The 16,244-nt window shown below is 63.2% G+C and carries 10 protein-coding genes; 7 read left to right on the forward strand and 3 right to left on the reverse strand.

All coding sequences use genetic code 11. The features are described 5' to 3' along the window. Positions 1-44: 44 nt before the first annotated feature. The gene (gene rpmB, locus QUW00_RS06895; protein WP_066832438.1) at positions 45-233 is read right to left on the reverse strand and encodes a 50S ribosomal protein L28; all 189 of its coding nucleotides are present in this window, start codon (positions 231-233) and stop codon (positions 45-47) included. Positions 234-821: 588 nt separating this feature from the next. On the opposite strand from rpmB, the gene adhE reads away from it, so the two are divergent. Continuing rightward, positions 822-3,467 carry a bifunctional acetaldehyde-CoA/alcohol dehydrogenase gene (gene adhE, locus QUW00_RS06900; RefSeq protein ID WP_289613648.1) on the forward strand — a complete coding sequence of 882 codons (2,646 nt, stop codon included), beginning with the start codon at positions 822-824 and terminating at the stop codon, positions 3,465-3,467. 100 nt (positions 3,468-3,567) lie between these two features. Next, positions 3,568-4,332, forward strand: a complete 765-nt coding sequence (locus QUW00_RS06905) for a phosphotransferase family protein (RefSeq protein WP_289613649.1) — start codon at positions 3,568-3,570, stop codon at positions 4,330-4,332. 167 nt (positions 4,333-4,499) lie between these two features. Here QUW00_RS06905 and QUW00_RS06910 read toward each other — a convergent pair whose 3' ends face one another. Beyond that, complete coding sequence (locus QUW00_RS06910) at positions 4,500-5,174, reverse strand: thiamine diphosphokinase (protein WP_289613650.1); 675 nt, start codon at positions 5,172-5,174, stop codon at positions 4,500-4,502. Then, positions 5,171-5,881 carry an HAD family hydrolase gene (locus QUW00_RS06915; protein WP_289613651.1) on the reverse strand — a complete coding sequence of 237 codons (711 nt, stop codon included), beginning with the start codon at positions 5,879-5,881 and terminating at the stop codon, positions 5,171-5,173. Before QUW00_RS06915 ends, QUW00_RS06910 begins: the two co-directional genes overlap by 4 nt. 372 nt (positions 5,882-6,253) lie before the next feature. Here QUW00_RS06915 and glgB point away from each other — a divergent pair, with 372 nt between their 5' ends. The 5 genes from glgB to glgA all read left to right on the forward strand — a co-directional run bounded on the left by glgB (position 6,254) and on the right by glgA (position 15,929). Continuing rightward, the gene (glgB, locus tag QUW00_RS06920) at positions 6,254-8,644 is read left to right on the forward strand and encodes a 1,4-alpha-glucan branching protein GlgB (RefSeq protein WP_289613652.1); all 2,391 of its coding nucleotides are present in this window, start codon (positions 6,254-6,256) and stop codon (positions 8,642-8,644) included. Between the two features lie 27 nt (positions 8,645-8,671). Next, positions 8,672-11,101: a glycogen/starch/alpha-glucan phosphorylase gene (locus QUW00_RS06925; protein WP_289613653.1), complete on the forward strand. Its 2,430-nt coding sequence runs from the start codon at positions 8,672-8,674 to the stop codon at positions 11,099-11,101. Positions 11,102-11,219: 118 nt separating this feature from the next. Next, entirely contained in the window at positions 11,220-12,365 is a 1,146-nt protein-coding gene (locus QUW00_RS06930) for a glucose-1-phosphate adenylyltransferase (RefSeq protein WP_289613654.1), read from the forward strand. A 4-nt stretch (positions 12,366-12,369) separates the two neighbouring features. Further along, the gene (gene glgD, locus QUW00_RS06935; protein ID WP_289613655.1) at positions 12,370-13,479 is read left to right on the forward strand and encodes a glucose-1-phosphate adenylyltransferase subunit GlgD; all 1,110 of its coding nucleotides are present in this window, start codon (positions 12,370-12,372) and stop codon (positions 13,477-13,479) included. Between the two features lie 122 nt (positions 13,480-13,601). Continuing rightward, complete coding sequence (gene glgA / locus QUW00_RS06940) at positions 13,602-15,929, forward strand: glycogen synthase GlgA (protein WP_289613656.1); 2,328 nt, start codon at positions 13,602-13,604, stop codon at positions 15,927-15,929. The last annotated feature ends 315 nt before the right edge of the window (positions 15,930-16,244 follow it).

Genomic DNA, 16,244 nt, shown 5'->3' on the forward strand with positions numbered 1-16,244 from the left:
CTATCCGATTGCTCGGTTCACGCGCTGTCTGCCGTTAAGGCGAATTAGGAACGGGCAACCTTGCCGGACTTGAGGCAGTTGGTGCAAACGTTCATCTTGCGACGGTGACCGTCAACAACAACGTAGACACGCTGGATGTTGGGACGGAACTTGCGAATTGCGACGCGGTGCGAGTGGCTAATGGAGCGACCAGCAACGGGGTGCTTACCGCAGATCTCACAAACCTTAGACATATCAGGTAACCTCCTTGGACGGCAGTCGGACAGCCGCATGAACAAACAGCATTGCACTATAGCACAGAACACGGGATATGTGCGGAATCTACATAAGCCCGTGCTTTGTGCGGTGGAGACAGGGTACCCCGCCCCTGCAGCATATGCAAGAACATCTCCGGCAGCCGAACATTTGGACACATGAATATGTAGCGAACGTCATATCACCATAGGGGGTCCAGCGAGCCCTACATCTCCCGCCGTTCGGAGACACCGACGAGGCGATACCTCCGACCCAATGGCACGGCACGAAATCATCTAACACCAATGCGCTCCCCTACGCCTTAATAATTGAAGCGTTTCATTTGTTTTGTGGTCAAAGTGGACTCATTTTGGATGAACTGACGGTTTTGCGAGGTTGATTTAGGTACATGTGGGTACTTGCGCATCAGCCCTTCTTCATATCTTTGTCATATATCGGTCATGTTTCGCTTGTTGAAGCGTTTCAATCGACCGTTTACGGCAAAGATTTCTCAAAGACACCCTTCGCGCGGGTCACCTTATATAGAATACGAGTCATAGGCAGGCACCGATGAAAAGGAGCTCAGCATGGCAAAAAAGCCAACGGTCGAAGCCGCCCCCGCAATCGTAGATTCGATTGAGGCCTTCGAGGCCAAACTCGCGAGCATGCGCGAGGCCCAGAAGGTCTTCGCCACCTACACCCAGGAGCAGGTGGACAAGATTTTCTACGAGGCTGCCATGGCGGCCAACAAGGCCCGTATCCCTCTGGCCAAGATGGCCGTCGAGGAGACCAAGCGTGGCGTTCTCGAGGACAAGGTCATCAAGAACCACTACGCGGCCGAGTACATCTACAACGCGTACAAGAACACCAAGACCTGTGGCGTGATCGAGCGCGATGAGGCCTACGGCATCACCAAGGTCGCCGAGCCCATCGGCGTCGTCGGCGCGGTCATCCCGACCACCAACCCGACCTCGACCGCTATCTTCAAGTGCCTCATCTGCCTGAAGACCCGCAACGCCATCATCATCTCCCCGCACCCCGCCGCGGCCCAGTGCACCATCGCCGCCGCCAAGGTCGTGCTCGACGCCGCCGTCAAGGCCGGCGCCCCCGAGGGCATCATCGGCTGGATCGATCGGCCCACCCTCGAGCTTACCAGCAAGCTCATGAGCGATGTCGACATCATCCTCGCCACCGGCGGCCCCGGCATGGTCAAGTCCGCCTACTCCAGCGGCAAGCCCGCCCTGGGCGTCGGCGCCGGCAACACCCCCGTCGTCATCGACGAGACGGCCGACATCCTGAACGCCGTCAACTCCATCATCCACTCCAAGACCTTCGACAACGGCATGATCTGCGCCTCGGAGCAGTCCGTGACCGCGCTTGACTCCGTCTACGACCAGGTCAAGGCCGAGTTCGAGCGCCGCGGCTGCTACTTCGTCAAGAAGGGCAAGGAGCTCGAGGCCCTGCGCGAGACCATGTTCAAGAACGGCGCGCTCGACCACCGCATCCCCGGCATGCCCGCCGCCAAGATTGCCGAGCTCGCCGGTATCTCCGTGCCGCCGAAGACCAAGATCTTGATCGCCGAGGTCACCTCCACCGACCCCGCGACCGAGGAGTTCAGCCACGAGAAGCTCTCCCCCGTCCTGGCCATGTATCACGCCAAGACCTTCCAGGAGGCCGTGGACAAGGCCGAGCACCTCGTGCTCGCCGGCGGCCCGGGCCACACCGCGTCCCTGTACGTGCACCCCGCCGAGAAGGAGAAGATCGCGCTGTTCGAGGACACCATGAAGGCGTGCCGCATCGTGATCAACACCCCGTCCTCCCAGGGCGGCATCGGCGACCTGTACAACTTCGGCATGAAGCCGTCCCTCACGCTGGGCTGCGGCTCCTGGGGTGGCAACTCCGTCTCCGAGAATGTTGGGGTGAAGCACTTGCTCAACATCAAGACCGTGGCCGAGCGCCGCGAGAACATGCTCTGGTTCAGGGCTCCCGAGAAGATCTACTTCAAGAAGGGCTGCACGCCCGTCGCTCTCGACGAGATCGGCAACGTGATGGGCAAGAAGCGCGCCTTCATCGTCACCGACCAGTTCCTCTACAAGAACGGCAACTGCCGCGCCATCGAGGCCAAGCTCGACGAGATGGGTGTCGCTCACGACTCCTTCTATGACATCCAGCCCGACCCGCGCCTGCAGGACGCCATGAAGGGCGTCGAGCGCATCCGCGCCTTCGAGCCCGACGTCATCATCGCCGTCGGCGGCGGCTCCGCCATGGACGCCGGCAAGATCATGTGGCTCATGTACGAGCACCCCGAGGTCAACTTCGAGGATGCCGCCATGGACTTCATGGACATCCGCAAGCGCGTCTTCACCTTCCCCAAGATGGGTGAGAAGGCTTACTTCGTCGCCGTCCCGACCTCTTCGGGCACCGGCTCCGAGGTGACCCCGTTCGCGATCATCACCGACGCCGAGACCGGCATCAAGTGGCCGATCGCCGACTACGCGCTGCTGCCGAACATGGCCATCGTCGACGTCGACAACGCCATGACCGCGCCCAAGGGCCTCACCTGCGCCTCCGGTATCGACGTCATGACGCACGCCATCGAGTCCTACGTCTCCATCATGGCCTCCGACTACACCAAGGGCCTCTCCATGCGCGCCGCCAAGCTCGTCTTCGAGAACCTGCCCGCGGCCTACGAGAAGGGCGCCGCCGACCCGCACGCCCGCGAGGAGATGCACAATGCTTCCTGCCTCGCCGGCATGGCCTTCGCCAACGCCTTCCTCGGCGTGAACCACTCCATGGCCCACAAGCTCGGTGCCTACCATCACCTGCCCCACGGCCTGGCCAACGCCGTCATCCTCACCCGCATCATGCGCTACAACGCTGCTGAGAAGCCCGTCAAGATGGGCACCTTCTCCCAGTACCAGTATCCGCATGCGCTCAAGGACTACGCCGACCTCGGCCGTTACTGCGGCTGCACCGGCAAGGACGACCACGAGGTCTTCGAGAACTTCATCGCCAAGCTCGAGGAGCTCATGGAGTCCATCGGTATCAAGAAGACCATCGCCGAGTACGGTGTCGACGAGAAGTACTTCCTCGAGACCCTCGACGAGATGAGCGAGCAGGCCTTCAACGACCAGTGCACCGGCGCCAACCCGCGCTACCCGCTCATCAGCGAAATCAAGGAGCTCTACCTCGACGCCTACTACGGCCGCGAGCCCCAGAGCTACGAGGCCTAATCGAGGAACATCCTCGAAAGTGCGTGTCGCCCGGGGGATACGCCCGCGTGTTCCCCGGGTATAAGTAGATGGTGCAAACCACAGAAAGGACGGTAGCGCCATGATTCTTCCCGATACCAAGGTCGAGCTCGCCCGCCGCGGCAACAAGGTCGTCTACGACCTCGGCGACAAGATCGTCAAGGTCTTCAACGAGACCAAGCCCGTCTCGGACGTGTTCAACGAGGCCCTGAACCTCGCCCGCATCAACGAGTGCGGCATCCGCAGCCCGCGCGCCCTTGAGGTCACGCAGATCGAGGACGGCGGCTGGGCGCTTGTCACCAGCAAGGTCCCCGGCACCACCCTCGCCGAGAAGATGGTCGCTGAGCCCGCTCGCTTCTACGAGTACCTCGAGCAGTTCGTGGACCTGCAGATCGAGATTCACTCCTTCCGCTCCCCGCTGCTCCCCCGTCAGCGCGACAAGTATGCGCGTATGATCAACTCCCTCGAGGAGCTCAACGCTTCCACGCGCTACGACCTGCTGCAGCGTCTTGACGGCATGAAGCTCGAGACCAACGTCTGCCATGGCGACTTCAACCCCACCAACGTCATCGTGGGTGACGACGGTCAGCTCTACGTCTGCGACTGGGCACACGCCACCCAGGGCGCTCCCGCCGCTGACGCCGCCATGACCTACCTGCTGTTCGCCCTGCAGGACAAGCAGCAGGCCGACGCCTACCTCGAGCTGTACTGCGACCGCGCCGACGAGCCGGTCCAGATCGTCCGCAGCTATCTGTCCATCGTCGCCGCCTCCGAGCTTGCCCGCAAGCGCGGCGGTGCCAACGATGAGTTCCTCATGAGCTGCATCGACGTGTTCGATTATCAGTAAGGGGTAACTCCCACCGGAAGCCCCCGCGGGTTTCCCTTCGAAACGTCCTCGGCCTTCGGCCTGCGGATTGTTTCTCAGGGAAAGCCCGCGGGGGCTTCCTGCGTATTCCTTGCTGCGGGTAATCTGCAATGGGGGAAATTGGTGAGCGCCGCTATGCGGCGCTCTTTTTATTGAAAGGCCCAGCAGATGAGGGTGCCGGTGTGGTTGGTTATGGTGGCGGCATCGCGCTCGATGACGTTGGAGATGCCCAGATCGCTCAGCAGCTCGACGCGATGGTGGTCGAGCTCCCAGCGCATACCGCGCTCGGAAACCATAACCTCGCTTGAAAGCGGAATGAAGGAGAAGCGCGCACCTGCGCGTCCTTCGATGGTCCACGCCTCGCCCGCGTGCAGCACGCGCCCGATAAAGCCATCCTCGATCAGCTCGACGGCACTTCCCCACGACGCGAGGCGCCCGAAGACGCCGAGCAGGTGGTCGGGGTTGCCACCCGAAAGGCAGGTGCACACGAGGGAGGGCGTACCCCATCGCTCCGTCACCGCGCGCAACACAAGCGACAGGTCGGTGAAGTCCTTGTGCGGGTTATAGCGCTCGACAGCGAATGCGGCCGTGCCGTCGCCGCGCTCAGTCGCACGCACGAGCGCGGCACCCGCCTCGCTGACCGAATCGGCGTCGCCGCAGAACAGGTCGACCGCAACATCCGCCGCAAGGGCGGCGTCCAGGCCCCGATCGACGGCGACGACGACATCGCACGTGGCGGCAGCGGCGCGCACGGTGTCCGGCGCGGACGCCTGCGGAGACCCACCGATCACGCACACGCGGCGCGGGGCCGCAGGAGCGCTCACGAGCGCTCCTCAAACGAACGGATGCGGTCGAGCGAGAGCTCGCTGAACTCGTCGATGAAGATCTCGCAGTTCGCCTGTACGACGGGGCGCGTGCCGCGTCCCTCCGAATCGAAGATACCGACCCTGCGGTACCCGACGGAGCCCGAGCTTTTCAAGCCGAACGGCGCGTCCTCGAACACCCAGACCTCACTGCGCGCGGGCACATCCATCCCGCGGGCGGCGCACAGCCGTCGCAGCGCCAGGTCGTAGACGTCCGGATGGTCCTTGGAGGCTCCAGCGTCCTCGGTCGTGACGATGACCTCGAAGAAATCACGGATGCCCGTGGCCTGAAGGCCGGTCTCGACGGCCACGACGGGCGTCGAGGTCGCGATGGCCATGGGGATGCCGGCGGCGTTCGCCGCATCGAGGAACTCGCGAACGCCGCGTCGCAGCGGCACGTCGGAGCGGTAGTGCGCAAGCAGCATGGCCATGAGCCGGTCGTACACCTCGTGCGCGTCGGCGCCGACGCCCCATTTGCGGTGATACCCCTCGCACTCCCCGATCATGGGCAGCGACTCGAACTCAGCGAAATCGTCCGCCGTCACCTGCACACCATAGCTCGCGAGCAGCTCGGGCTGGACCGTAAGCCACATGCCCATCGACTGCAGCAGCGTGCCGTCGCAGTCGAAGATGAAGGCCGCAGGGGCCTCAAGAGAACGGGTCGACATGGCAATCCTCCTCAGACTCGAACGGGCTCGCCAGCGGCGAAGCCCAGGCGCGGCCGAAAGGTCCCGTGCCCGGTCGTAATCCTAGCAAAAGGCGTCCTATCCCTGCACGCTCGAAGCTTCGATGACTGAAAACCGCCCCGTTCCAAAGGATACCGACTCAGGCAATGGGGCGACAGGGGACCAGATTGCCAAATCTGCCAGAACGCACACACCTGAAAAACGACCGTCTCTCGTGTTGAGCGCTTCGGGCGTGCACGCAAGTGTTAAATTATGGATGTTGCGTTGTTGCCGACCCACTCTTCATGGCTCGACCGCATCGCAACCGTTTATCCGCTTCGGATGGCACGCACCATCCACGTCGATTGGACGGACATGTTGGACCGCACGCATGCTGAGCTCGACGAGACGAAGACGGCGTCCCCGGCAAACGGCACTGAACCCTGCCTGATCATCACCGAGGACGACATCCATCTTTTTGCCCAGGGTTCCTGGAACCGCAGCTGGGAGAAGATGGGGGCCCACCCCGATACTCAGGACGGCGTCGACGGATGGCGCTTCTGCGTGTGGGCGCCCGACGTCAAAAGCGTGCACGTCATCGGCGACTTCAACGGATGGGACGAGTGGGCCTGCCCCCTTACCCCGCTTCCGACCGGCGGCCTGTGGCAGGGCTTCGTGCCCGGCCTTTCCCAGGGCGACCTGTACAAGTACGTCATCGAGACCGACGAGGGCAAGCTGCTCTACAAGGCCGACCCCTACGGTTTCTACAGCGAGCAGGTTCCCGGAACCGCCTCGCGCCTGATGGACATCACCGGTTACGAGTGGGCTGATGGCGCCTACATGGAGCGCCGTCGCGGCTCGGACCATATGAAGCAGCCCCTGAACATCTACGAGGTCCATCTGGGCTCCTGGCGCCGCCACGGCGATGAGCCGCAGGGCGATCCCGACGAGAACGGCAACTACCCCGGACCGATGGATCCCTTCCCCGCGCAGCGCGGCGAGTACTACACCTATGACGACCTGTCCGTGGAGCTCGTCGACTACGTCAAGCAGATGGGCTACACCCATATCGAGGTCATGCCAGTCCAGGAGCACCCCTTCGACGGTTCGTGGGGCTATCAGGGAACGGGCTACTACTCCGTGACCTCGCGCTACGGTGAGCCGAAGCAGTTCATGCACTTCATCGATGCCTGCCACGCCGCGGGCATCGGCGTCATCCTGGATTGGGTCCCCGGCGGCTTCTGCGCCGACGCCCAGGGTCTGGCCACGTTTAACGGCCACATGCTCTACGAGCGCGAGATCCATCCCAACTGGGGCACGCACAAGTTCGACTTCGGCCGCGGCGAGGTCCGCAGCTTCCTGATCTCCAACGTGCTGTTCTGGATCGAGGAGTTCCACGCCGACGGCATCCGCATGGACGGCGTGTCGAGCATGCTCTACCTCAACTTCGGCGTGGACGATCCCTCGCAGAAGAAGTTCAACAAGTATGGCGATGAGGGCGACCTTGACGCCATCGATTTCATCCGCCGCGTCAACACCACCGTATCGCAAGCCTTCCCGGACGTCATGATGATGGCCGAGGAGTCCACGGCATGGCCGCTTGTCACCTACCCGCCCGAGGACGGCGGCTTGGGCTTCAACTACAAGTGGGACATGGGATGGATGAACGACACCCTGCACTACATGCAGACCGATTTCCCGTGGCGTCCCGGCAACCACAACCTGCTGACGTTCTCCATCATGTACTCCTTCTCGGAGAACTTCATCCTGCCGCTTTCCCATGACGAGGTCGTGCACGGCAAGTGCTCGCTGATCGGCCGTATGCCTGGCGACTGGTGGCGCCAGTTCGCCGGCCTGCGCACCCTCGCGTTCTATCAGATGACGCACCCCGGTGCCAAGCTGAACTTCATGGGCAACGAGATTGCGCAGTTCATCGAGTGGCGCTACTACGAGTCCATCCAGTGGTTCCTGACCGACCAGTACGAGACCCACGCCAAGCACCAGCAGTTCATCAAGGCGCTCAATCACCTCTACACCGAGCAGCCCGCGCTGTGGGAGCACGCCTACACGCAGGAGGGCTTCGAGTGGATCGACCCGAACAACTCCGACCAGTCCATCGTCTCCTTCGTGCGCCACGGCGACGACCCTGACAACGACCTGGTCGTCCTGATCAACTTCGATCCGGCATACTACGAAACCTTCCGCATGGGTGTCCCGCGCGAAGGCGACTACATCGAGATCTTCAACTCCGACGACCCGTCTTATGGCGGTTCCGGGAAGCACAACGAGGGCGCACTCTCGAGCCATCCCGAGCCCATGCACGGCTTCGATGACTCCATCGAGCTGCTCGTTCCCCCGCTGGCGGGCATCGTGCTCAAGCGCCAGGGACCGAGCTCCTACAAGCCGCCCAAGCCCAAGAAGACCCGCACGACGTCGACCGCGAAGAAGAAGGCAGCCGGCACGTCGACCGCGACCAAGAAGACCGCGAAGACGACGACCAAGGCAGCCACCTCCACCGCGAAGAAGACGACGACCAAGAAGGCCACGACGACCGCGAAGAAGACGACGGCAAGAAAGACCGCGTCGACCGCAACGAAGACAACCAAGGCCACACCTGCGGCCGCGAAGACCACCTCCGCGTCCGCCTCAACCTCATCCTCCACGGCGAAAGCCGCGAAGACGCCGAAAGGCACCCGGAAGACCGGCTCGTCCGCATCTTCCACCAGAAAGGCTTCCTCCAAGCGCACGGATGCTGCGGAGAAGTAAACCGATCAAAGGGGAGAAGAACACCGTATGGCAAAGCTATTCGAGACGACTGAGGACTTCAAGCGCGATTATCGCGCCATGCTGATGGCCGAGGTCGGCAAGGACATCGATGCCGCCAAGTCCGCGGAGCGCTATCGCGCTCTCGCCAAGCTCATCGCAACCCGCGCAAACCGCCAGTTCGCCCTGTCCGACTCCGAGAACGGGAAGAGCGACCAGAAGAAGGTCTACTATTTCTCGCTCGAGTTCCTGATGGGCCCTCTGCTCGATAACTACCTGCTCAACTATGGCGTACGCGACGTCGTCGCGCAGGGCCTCGACGAGATGGGTATCGATCTTGACGACCTGCTCAGCGAAGAGGGCGACCCCGGCCTGGGCAACGGCGGTCTCGGCCGCCTGGCCGCCTGCTTCCTCGACTCCATGGCAGCCGAGGGCATCCTGGGCTTCGGCAACGGCATGCGTTACCGCTACGGCCTGTTCCGTCAGGAGATTCGCGACGGCCGTCAGGTCGAGGTGACCGACAACTGGCTGGCCAAGGGCTATCCGTGGGAGACCAAGCATCCCGAGAGCTGCGTGCTCGTGCGCTTCGGCGGCGAGGTCGTGCGCCACGGTAACGAGGACGGCACCTTCAGCTTCAGTGTCGAGGGCGGCGAGCTCATCGAGGCCGTCCCCTACGACGTGCCCATCGTGGGTTACGGCGGCAAGACCGTGAACCGCCTGCGCCTCTGGAGCGCCGAGCCGGCCGCGGCCGACTTCGACCTCGATGCCTTCAACGCGGGCGACTACGCCAAGGCCAACAAGTTCCGCACCGACGCCGAGGCCATCTCCGAGATCCTGTACCCCAACGACGCGGGCGAGCACGGCCGCATCCTGCGCCTGAAGCAGGAGTACCTGTTCGTCGCCGCGGGTCTCGCCTCCATCCTGCGCACCTACAAGAGCGACTACGGCACCGACGCGTGGGACCGCTTCCCCGAGCTGGTGGCCATCCACACCAACGACACGCACCCCGCCATGTGCGGCGCCGAGCTCATGCGCCTGCTCATGGACCAGGAGGGCCTGGATTGGGATACCGCGTGGGACATCGTCACGCGCTCGGTCTCCTACACCAACCACACGGTCCTTCCCGAGGCCCTCGAGAAGTGGCCCATCGACACGTTCCGCCGCCTGCTGCCGCGCGTCTACATGATCATCGACGAGATCAATCGCCGCTTCATGGAGTCCTTCCCGCGCGACATCGACCACTGGCAGGACAAGCTGCGCAACACCGCCATCCTGTGGGACGGCCAGGTGCGCATGGCCAACCTCTCGGTCATCTGCTCGCACTCCGTCAACGGCGTCGCCCAGCTGCACACCGACATCCTGAAGCGCGACACGCTGCATGACTTCTATGAGCTGGCTCCCCAGAAGTTCAACAACAAGACCAACGGCATCTCGCCCCGCCGCTTCCTGGGCAACGCGAACCCGACGCTCTCGAAGCTCATCACCTCCAAGATCGGCGATGCCTGGTACCGCGACGCCTCCCAGCTGAAGCGCCTCGAGGCCTACGCCGAGGACAAGGAGTTCCTCGATGCGCTCGCCGCGTCCAAGCGCGCCAACAAGGAGCGCCTGGCCGCCTACGTCTCGCGCACCTGCGGCATCGAGCTCGATGTCGACTCGATCTTCGACGTGCAGGTGAAGCGCTTCCACGCCTACAAGCGCCAGCTGCTCAACATCTTCAAGGTCATGCACATCTACAACCGCATGCTTGACGATCCCAGCTACAAGCCCCACAAGACCTCGTTCATCTTCTCGGGCAAGGCTGCCAGCGCCTACACCTTCGCCAAGGAGGTCATCCGCCTCATCAACTCGGTCGCCGACGTCATCAACAACGACGACCGCGTGAACGAGTACATCAAGGTGGCGTTCATCCCCAACTTCGCGGTCTCCAACGCTCAGCTCATCTACCCCGCCACCGACATCTCCGAGCAGATCTCGACGGCCGGCAAGGAAGCGTCGGGCACGTCCAACATGAAGCTCATGATGAACGGCGCCATCACCCTCGGCACGCTCGACGGCGCCAACATCGAGATCGCCGAGCTCGCCGGTCTTGAGAACGAGAAGATCTTCGGTCTCAAGGAGAGCGAGGTCGAGGCGCTGCGCCACGGCAACTACTTCGCCTGGGACGTCTACAACAACGACCGCGGCGGCGTGGGCCGCTGCGTCGATCAGCTCGTCGACGGCACGTTCGCGCGCCTGTCCGGCAACTTCGAGAGCATTCAGGCCGAGCTCATGAACAACAACGACTACGACTTCGTCCTCGCCGACTTCGCGAGCTACGTCCAGGCCTGGGACGAGCTCACGGCAGTCTACGACGACACCCGCACCTGGCAGCGGATGGCGCTGATGAACATCGCCAACTCCGGCCACTTCTCGTCCGACCGCACCATCCGCGAGTACCGCGACGAGATCTGGCACGCCTAGGGCATCCAGGATTTGGCCTCAACGGGCCGCGGCGCATCGGGGCACGACCGCGCCGGGGCCCGACCATCGCAAGATAGGGCAACGTATCAGCAACGGCACGGCAATGAAGGAGAATTCGATGAGTAAAAAAGAATGCATCGCTATGCTCCTCGCAGGAGGACAGGGCAGCAGATTGGGGGCGCTCACATCCAAGATCGCCAAGCCGGCGGTCTCGTTTGGCGGTAAGTACAGGATTATCGACTTCACGTTGTCGAACTGCGCCAACTCCGGCATCGACACGGTGGGCGTCCTGACGCAGTACCGCCCCTACCGTCTACATGCCTATCTGGGATCCGGTTCGTCTTGGGACCTCGACGAGCGCGGCGGCGGCGTCTCCATCCTGCCGCCCTACGCCACGCAGGACGGCGGCGCCTGGTACAACGGCACCGCTGACGCCGTGACGCAGAACCTCGACTACATCAAGTCGCACGATCCCGAGTACGTCTTGATCCTGTCGGGCGACGCCCTGTACCGCATGGATTACCGCCAGATGCTCGATAGCCACATCGAGCACAACGCCGACCTGACCATCGCCGTCATGCCGGTGCCCTGGGAGGACGCGAGCCGCTTCGGCATCCTCACCACCGACGATGAGGACCGCATCACCAAGTTCACCGAGAAGCCCGAGAAGCCCGATTCGAACCTCGCGTCCATGGGCATCTACATCTTCACGGCCGACTTCCTGATTCGCGCCCTCGAGGAGGACGCACTCGACCAGCGCTCCAGCCACGACTTCGGCGGCGACATCATCCCCAAGGCCCTCGAGGAGGGCAAGCGCCTGTACGTCCACAAGTTCCATGGCTACTGGAAGGACGTCGGCACCATCGCCAGCTACCACGAGACGAGCATGGGCCTGCTCGGTCAGAACCCCGAGTTCGACATCTACGACAACTCGGCGCCCATCATGAGCAACGACACGACGCGCCCGCCGCACTACATCGGCCCCAACGGCCGCGTCGATGACTGCCTGGTCTCCAACGGCTGCGAGGTCTTTGGCATCGCCCGCCACTCCATCCTCTCCACCGACGCCGTGATCGAGGAGCGCGCCATCGTCGAGGACTCCGTCCTGCTGCCCGGCGCCATCGTCAAGAGCGGCGCGCACGTGGTCCGCGCCATCCTGGGCGAGAACGCCGTCGTCGAGGAGGGCGTGAAGCTCGGAAGCGTCGACACGCAGAAGGACACCGCCGTTGTCGGAAACGACGTCGTCATCGGGAAGGGGGAATGATCCGATGATCAACAGCAAGGCCATCGGTTACATCACAGCCAACTACACCGCCCTTAAGCAGGAGACCCTGCTCGAGAGCCGTCCCATCGCCTCGGTCCCCGTTATGGGCCGCTACCGCCTGATCGACTTCCCGCTGTCCAACATGGCCAACGCGGGCATCAAGACGGTCGGTCTCGTGATGCCGGGCAACTATCGCTCCATCATCGACCACGTCGGCCATGGCAAGGACTGGGGCCTGGACCGCAAGCGCGGCGGCCTGTTCCCCCTGCCCGGCAACCCCTACGGCACCACCAAGACCGGCATGCGCTTCCTGCTTCGCGACATCATCTCCAACAAGACGCTGTTCCAGCGCGCCAAGGAGCCCTATGTCGTGCTCATGGGGTCCAACATCATCTTCAACATGGACCTCAACGCCGTCATCGACGCCCATGAGGCGAGCGGCGTGGGCATCACCATGGTCTACGTCAAGGCCGAGCGCGACCACGAGGAGGCCTGCTCGCTCGTGATCGGCGACGCCGGGCGCGTCCAGCAGGTCCGCGAGGGCTGCAAGTACGGTGACAACAAGTTCATCGACTGCTTCGTCATCAACCGCGACCTGCTGCTCCAGATCATCGACCGCTATGCAAGCGCCGACTACCTCGACATCTTCGAGGCGATCGCGTCCGACTTCAGCCGCATCGACGTCTGCAGCTATGAGTTCAAGGGCCTCGCGGTCGGCATGTTCGACCAGACGACCTACTACCAGCGCAGCATGGAGATGCTCGATCCGGTCATCAACAACCAGCTGTTCCGCAAGGATCGCCCGGTCCTTACCAAGGCCCACGATGCACCCCCTGCGAAGTACGCCGCCGGCTCCATCGCCTGCAACTCCCGTATCTCCGCGGGCTGCGAGATCATGGGCACCGTGCGCAACTCGATCCTGTCCCGTGGCGTTGTCGTCGAGTCCGGCGCCAACGTCATCAACAGCATCATCATGCAGGGCGTCATCATCAAGAGCGGCGCCCGCGTGGAGAATGCGATCATCGACAAGAACAACGTCGTGCCCGCCAACACCGAGCTGCGCGGTACGCCCGACGCCATTCTCTCGGTCGGCAAGGCGCCCATCACCGCGTAGGCGCATGTTACTAAATGACCCCTCAGCACCCGTACTCGTCGATTAGGGGTATCATTGAATCGCCGCTCGGCATCAGCCGGGCGGCGATTTGCCGATAGATGAAGAAAACAGGAGAGATTTTCATGGCAAAGAAGCTTAACGTTGTGTTCGCGAGCGCTGAGGCCGCGCCGTTCGTCAAGACCGGTGGCCTGGGCGACGTCGCCGGTTCCCTGCCCGCCTCCCTCGTCGAGGCCGGTGCCAATGTCATCGTCATGGTCCCCAAGTACTCGACCATCGCCCAGACCTACAAGGATCAGATGGAGCACGTGGGTGAGTTCTACGTGCCGTTGGGCTGGCGCAACGAGTACTGCGGCCTGGAGCGTCTCGTCTACGATGGCGTGACCTATCTGTTCCTCGACAACGAGCACTATTTCGACCGCAGCTATCCGTATGGCTTCTTCGATGACGGCGAGCGCTTCGCCTTCTTCTCCAAGGCCATCTGCGAGAGCCTGCAGTACCTGCCCGACGGCTTCATGTGCGACGTGCTGCACTGCAACGACTGGCACACCGCGCTCGCGCCCGTGTTCCTGCGCGAGTTCTATATGGCCAACCCCCTGTACCAGAACGTGAAGACCGTCTTCTCGATTCACAACATCGCCTTCCAGGGCCAGTTCACCGACATGCTGCTGGGTGACGTGCTCGGCCTCTCCCACATCGAGCCGGCCGTGCGCCAGCTGCGCTGCGACGAGCGCTCCATCAACTACATGCAGGGCGCGCTGAACTATACCGACGCCATCACGACCGTCTCCCCCACCTATGCCTGGGAGATCCGCACGCCCGAGTTCGGCGAGGGCCTCGACGGCACCCTGCGCCGTCGTGAGAGCATCCTGTCCGGCATCCTGAACGGTCTTGACACCAAGCGCAACGACCCGGCGACCGACGACCGCATCCACGCCAACTACACGCGCGAGGACCGCTCCGGCAAGGCCGCCTGCAAGGCGGCGCTCCAGGCTGAGCTGGGCCTCGAGGTGCGCGACGACCGTCCCCTGATGGTCATGGTGACGCGCCTTACCCGCCAGAAGGGCATGGACCTTGTCACCTATTCGCTTGACCGCATCCTGTCCGGCGGCGTTCAGGTGGCTGTGCTCGGCACGGGTGACGCGGAGTACGAGGAGGCGCTTCGTTACTTCGAGCGCACCTATCCGGGCACCATGGCCGCGCGCATCGAGTTCGATCCGTTCCTTTCGCAGCGCATGTACTCGGGCGCCGACATGTTCCTCATGCCGTCGCTGTTTGAGCCCTGCGGCCTGTCCCAGATGATCGCCATGCGCTACGGCACCCTGCCGATCGTGCGCGAGACCGGCGGCCTGAAGGACACCGTCATCCCGTACAACATGTTTACCGGCGAGGGCACGGGCTTCACGTTTACGCACTTCAACGGCGACGAGATGGGCGATGCCGTCTTCCGCGCCGCCCGCACCTTCTGGGACGACAAGGACGCCTGGAACAAGCTGGTCGACAACGCCATGTCCGCCGACTTCAGCTGGACGCGCTCCGCTGCCCAGTACATGGACCTGTACTACGGTCTGCATCCCGAGATCGAGCGCTTCGTCCCTTTTGCGGCTGAGCCCGAGGCTACCGCTGAGGCTCCTGCGGAGGACCAGGCTGCGCCGGCTGACGAGAAGAAGGCTGACGAGGCGGCGTCCGCTGCCGAGGTGAAGGCTGAGGACAAGCCCGCTGCCGAGGCTCCGGACGTCGAAGTGAAGCCTGAAGCCAAGCCGGCCGCGAAGAAGCCGGCCGCCAAGAAGGCGACTACGACCAAGGCTGCCGCCACCAAGACCACCGCTGCCAAGACCACGACCAAGACTGCGGTGACCAAGACCACCGCGTCCGCGTCCGCGACGGCGAAGACGACCACGAAGGCCACCGCCGCCAAGACCACGACGACGAAGAAGGCGACGGCCGCGAAGACCACGACCGCAGCCGCGACCACCGAAGCCGAGAAGCCCGCCGCCAAGACGACCAAGGCTGCTGCCACCAAGACCGCGTCCGCCAAGGCCACCATGACCAAGGCGACCGCGAAGACCGTCGCAGCAGACGCAGCAGCGACTGAGGCCGAGGCCAAGCCCGCGACCAAGAAGGCGACCGCCACGACCAAGAAGGCCGCTGCCTCCAAGACCGCCACTGCTGCGAAGGCCGCCACTGCTACGAAGACAGCGACGACCAAGGCCGCAACCACCAAGGCTGCGGCAACGACCACCAAGGCTGCGGCAACGACCACCAAGGCTGCGGCAACGACCGCCAAGGCTGCGGCAACGACCACCAAGGCTGCGGCAACGACCGCCAAGAGCGCGGCCACCAAGGCTGCCGCTGCTGAAACCAAGAAGGTCGAGGCGCCTGCGGAGAAGCCCGCTCCCAAGGCGACCAGCGTCTCTGCCGCGCGCAAGACCACGACCCGCAAGAAGCGCTAAGAATCGCTTTTGTCATAGCGCACGCAAAGGGCGGACCTCGTGTCCGCCCTTTTCTTGTTCATGGCAGAGATCGGCTCTCCCCCATTTCTGTTCATCCGCACCGTATGACAGGGGGAATTTCCCGCTCAGTGTCTGGACAATCCCCAAACATCCCAATGCTGTGCGAGCCCCTATATGGCATGCAAGGCCCTGATGCGACACGGCGAGCTCCGACGCGGCGCCGAAAGACCCAACGTCTAATGGCAAGCCCTGTCGTGACAGCGAAGACTCTGCTATGACATGCGACGCCCCGGCTCGCCACGTGAAGCCCTGGCG

It is taken from the genome of Collinsella tanakaei (assembly GCF_030373545.1).
GTDB classification, from domain to species: domain Bacteria; phylum Actinomycetota; class Coriobacteriia; order Coriobacteriales; family Coriobacteriaceae; genus Collinsella; species Collinsella tanakaei_C.

Excerpts from the sequence above, each read along its gene's own strand:
- rpmB (WP_066832438.1), bottom strand. The coding sequence starts at position 233 with ATGTCTAAGGTTTGTGAGATCTGCGGTAAGCACCCCGTTGCTGGTCGC.
- glgD (WP_289613655.1), top strand. The coding sequence starts at position 12,370 with ATGATCAACAGCAAGGCCATCGGTTACATCACAGCCAACTACACCGCC.
- glgA (WP_289613656.1), top strand. The coding sequence starts at position 13,602 with ATGGCAAAGAAGCTTAACGTTGTGTTCGCGAGCGCTGAGGCCGCGCCG.
- QUW00_RS06915 (WP_289613651.1), bottom strand. The coding sequence starts at position 5,881 with ATGTCGACCCGTTCTCTTGAGGCCCCTGCGGCCTTCATCTTCGACTGC.
- glgB (WP_289613652.1), top strand. The coding sequence starts at position 6,254 with ATGTTGGACCGCACGCATGCTGAGCTCGACGAGACGAAGACGGCGTCC.
- QUW00_RS06905 (WP_289613649.1), top strand. The coding sequence starts at position 3,568 with ATGATTCTTCCCGATACCAAGGTCGAGCTCGCCCGCCGCGGCAACAAG.
- adhE (WP_289613648.1), top strand. The coding sequence starts at position 822 with ATGGCAAAAAAGCCAACGGTCGAAGCCGCCCCCGCAATCGTAGATTCG.
- QUW00_RS06925 (WP_289613653.1), top strand. The coding sequence starts at position 8,672 with ATGGCAAAGCTATTCGAGACGACTGAGGACTTCAAGCGCGATTATCGC.
- QUW00_RS06930 (WP_289613654.1), top strand. The coding sequence starts at position 11,220 with ATGAGTAAAAAAGAATGCATCGCTATGCTCCTCGCAGGAGGACAGGGC.